Source organism: Paenarthrobacter sp. CM16 (assembly GCF_013179505.1).
In the GTDB taxonomy this organism is placed as follows: Bacteria; Actinomycetota; Actinomycetes; order Actinomycetales; family Micrococcaceae; genus Arthrobacter.
The window spans coordinates 1-4,270 of the sequence record NZ_JABMCX010000346.1 but is presented as its reverse complement, the minus strand read 5'-3'; the positions used below and the strand labels follow the sequence as shown (position 1 = coordinate 4,270).

Here is a 4,270-nt window from a genome sequence, read left to right as displayed (position 1 = left end):
CCCAGAATCAGGGCAAATCCGGCGAGAAGAAGAATCCATTCCACTTAGCGCATCACTCCATGAGTGGTGGCGTGCAGAAGGGCGGGGGCCTTCAGCGGGGGAATTCGCCCCGGCGGAGGCTGGTCGGGTCCAGCGGACGCAGGGTCCGAGGGACCACCGGCGCTAAGGGCCGGCGCGTGATGGGCATGTGAACGGGTATTGCCGGCTCGACGGGCGCGCTGTGCGGAGTTGCCAGGTTGGCTCCCCCGACAGTTCCCAGGCCGGCACCTAGATTTACTGTCCATAAGAGTTCCAGTCTACAGTCCAGCCCGGAGGCGGCTCCAACGGCGGGCTTGGATACGCGACTAAAAAGCCGGGGCACCACACTAAGTCAGCCGCAACATGATTTAGGTCACCACTATTGGCAGTTAACCAACGATCCTAACTAGACTGTCAGGGGTCTGAGTTCGCGGGACCCGGACCCTGTCCCATCGTTGCGGAAAAGCAACTTTGGCCAGCGGGAAAACAACACTCATGGAAGAGGCGTATTTCAAGTGCCAGAGCAGCCCAGCCACCGTCTACCAGAGGAATTTGGCGGAAACGAGTGGCTCGTTGACGAACTGTACGAGCGGTACCAACAGGACAAGAATTCGGTCGACACCAAGTGGTGGCCGCTCTTTGAATCCTTTGCTTCTGCTGACGGCACTTCTTCCAACGGAACCTCCGCAGCGCCTTCAGCTGCCAATCCCCCTACCCAAGTACTTCCCGTGGTAGCTCCGGCTGCAGCGGCTCCGGCACCGGCGCCGGCCGCTCCTGCCGCTGCCCCGGAAGCAGCTGCACCGGCGGCACCGGCCCCGGCCAAGAAAGCACCGGCCACTGTTGCCCGGGACGGAGCAAAGAAGCCCGCAGCCGGAACCACGGCCCAGCCCATTCCTGCCCAGCTGCCCAAGAGCACCAAGGCGCCCACAGCACCTGAGGAAGATGTAGTTTCCGTCCTCCGGGGACCGGCCAAGGCCATTGCCACCAACATGGTGACCAGCCTTGAAGTACCTACCGCCACTAGTGTCCGCGCTGTTCCCGCCAAGCTGCTCATCGACAACCGGGTGGTTATCAACTCCAACCTTGCCCGAGCCCGCGGTGGCAAGGTCTCCTTCACGCACCTCATCGGCTACGCCGTTGTCCGCGCGTTGTCCCAGTTCCCGTCGATGAACGTCTACTACGACGAAATCGATGGCAAGCCCAGTGCCGTGCAGCCCGCACACGTCAACTTCGGCATCGCCATTGACATGCCCAAGCCCGATGGCACGCGCCTCCTGATGGTTCCCAACATCAAGAAGGCCGAGACCATGGACTTCGCCGAGTTCTGGCACACCTATGAGGACCTGATCAAGCGTGCCCGCAACGGCAAGCTCACGGCAGACGACCACGCCGGCACCACGGTCTCCCTGACCAATCCCGGTGGCATCGGCACGGTGCACTCCGTTCCTCGCCTTTCCAAGGGGCAGGCCGCCATCATCGGCGTCGGCGCCCTTGACTACCCCGCTGAATTCCAGGGCGCCAGCGAGAAGATCATCGCCCAGAACGCCATCAGCAAGATCCTCACGCTGACATCGACCTATGACCACCGGGTCATCCAGGGTGCAGGCAGCGGCGAGTTCCTCAAGCTGGTCCACCAGCTCCTGCTGGGTGCGCAGAACTTCTACGACGAAATCTTCGAAGCCCTGCGTATCCCGTACGAGCCCGTGCGTTGGAGCCCGGACCTCCAGGTGGATCCTGCCGATGAGATCAACAAGGTTGCCCGCATCCAGCAGCTGATCCACTCCTATCGGGTGCGCGGACACCTGATGGCGGACACCGATCCCCTGGAGTACGTCCAGCGCAAGCACCCGGACCTGGACGTCCTGACCTACGGCCTGACCCTGTGGGACCTGGACCGCGAATGGCCCACCGGCGGATTCGGCGGCAAGCCGCAGCTCAAGTTCCGTGACATCCTCGGAGTCCTGCGTGACGCGTACTGCCGCACCACCGGCATCGAGTACATGCACATCCAGGAACCTGCAGAACGCAAATGGTTCCAGGACCAGTTGGAGCACCCGTACTCCAAGCCGAGCCGTGAAGAGCAGCTCCGCATCGTCTCCAAGCTCAACGCCGCAGAGGCATTCGAAACATTCCTGCAGACCAAGTTCGTGGGCCAGAAGCGCTTCTCCCTTGAAGGCGGCGAGTCGCTGATTCCGCTCCTCGACGCCGTCATCTCCGACGCGGCCGACGACGGACTGGACGAGGTTGCCATCGGCATGGCACACCGCGGCCGCCTCAATGTGCTGACCAACATCGCCGGTAAGACCTATGCACAGGTCTTCCGCGAATTCGAAGGTACCCAGGACCCCCGTTCGGTCCAGGGCTCCGGCGACGTCAAGTACCACCTCGGCACCGAAGGCACCTTCACTTCGGACAACGGCAAGCAGACCAAGGTCTACCTCGCGGCCAACCCGTCCCACCTCGAAGCCGTGGACTCCGTGCTGGAGGGCATTGTCCGTGCCAAGCAGGACAGGCTGGATCAGGGCGAATCGTTCCCGGTCCTGCCCATCATGGTTCACGGTGATGCCGCATTTGCCGGCCAGGGTGTTGTGGCTGAAACCCTCAACCTCTCGCAGCTGCGTGGTTACCGCACCGGCGGAACCATCCACGTCATTGTCAACAACCAGGTTGGCTTCACCACCGCGCCGTCGTCATCGCGTTCGTCCACGTACTCCACGGACGTTGCCAAGATGATCCAGGCACCGGTGTTCCACGTGAACGGTGACGACCCCGAGGCCGTAGTGCGTGTTGCACAGCTCGCCTACGAGTTCCGCCAGCGTTTCCACAAGGACGTTGTCATCGACATGGTCTGCTACCGCCGCCGCGGCCACAACGAGGGCGACGACCCCTCGATGACGCAGCCGCTCATGTACAATCTGATCGAAGCCAAGCGCTCCGTCCGCAAGCTGTACACCGAGTCGCTCATCGGCCGTGGAGACATCACCGAAGAAGAAGCAGAGCAGTTGCTCCGCGACTACCAGGAACGCCTCGAGCGCGTCTTCGCAGAAACGCACGCCGCGCAGACCTCGCCGATCCCCATCATCACGGCGGACTCCGCGGCCGTCTCGGACATCGAGCGTCCCATCGCCCAGCAGTCCGATTTCGGCACTAACTCCCCGGCATCCACTGCAATTTCCGCTGAGACCCTTGCCCGCATCGGCAAGGCACACCTGGAAATTCCGGACGGCTTCACCGTCCACTCCAAGCTCAAGCAGCTCTTGGAGAAGCGTGAGCAGATGTCCCGTGAAGGCGGGATTGACTGGGGCTTCGGCGAGATCGCAGCCTTCGGCTCGCTGATCATGGAGGGTGTACCGGTTCGTTTGGCCGGCCAGGACTCCCGCCGCGGCACGTTCGTGCAGCGTCACGCCGTCTTCCACGACCGCGCCAACGGCAACGAGTGGCTGCCCCTGGGCAACCTCTCCGATGACCAGGCCAAGCTGTGGATCTACGATTCCCTGCTGTCCGAATACGCAGCCATGGGCTTCGAATACGGTTACTCGGTAGAGCGCCCGGATGCCCTGGTCCTGTGGGAAGCCCAGTTCGGCGACTTCGTCAACGGTGCGCAGACCATCATTGACGAGTTCATTTCCTCGGCAGAACAGAAGTGGGGTCAGCGTTCCTCACTGGTACTCATGCTTCCCCACGGCTATGAAGGCCAGGGACCGGACCATTCCTCGGCCCGCATTGAGCGCTTCCTGCAGATGTGCGCCGAGGACAACATGATCGTGGCCAACCCCACCACTGCGGCCTCGCACTTCCACCTGTTGCGCCGCCAGGCTTACAGCCGTCCGCGCAAGCCGTTGATCATCTTCACGCCGAAGCAGCTGCTTCGCCTCAAGGGCGCCGCATCCGCCGTCGAAGACTTCACTACGGGTGGTTTCCGGCCGGTCATTGCCGATCCTGAGGTCGAGCCTGCCAACGTGGACCGCGTCATCCTGGTCTCGGGTCGCCTGTACTACGACCTCCTGTCCAACCGACAGAAGTCCGGGGACACCTCCACCGCCATCATCCGCGTTGAGCAGCTGTACCCGCTGCCCAAGGCCGAGATTGACGCCGAGCTGGCCAAGTACCCGAACGCTGACATCGTTTGGGCACAGGACGAGCCCGCCAACCAGGGGCCGTGGCCGTTCATGGGCTTGAACCTGGCGCCTGAGCTTGACCGCAAGCTCCGCCTGGTCTCACGTCCGGCGTCGGCCTCCACGGCCGCCGGTTC

The 4,270-nt window shown here is 62.8% G+C and carries 1 protein-coding gene; it reads left to right on the top strand.

What is annotated here, in order from left to right:
• Nucleotides 1-533 precede the first annotated feature (533 nt).
• Nucleotides 534-4,270: multifunctional oxoglutarate decarboxylase/oxoglutarate dehydrogenase thiamine pyrophosphate-binding subunit/dihydrolipoyllysine-residue succinyltransferase subunit (locus HP499_RS21305; RefSeq protein WP_172326110.1), on the top strand; the 3,737-nt coding region annotated here is incomplete at its 3' end.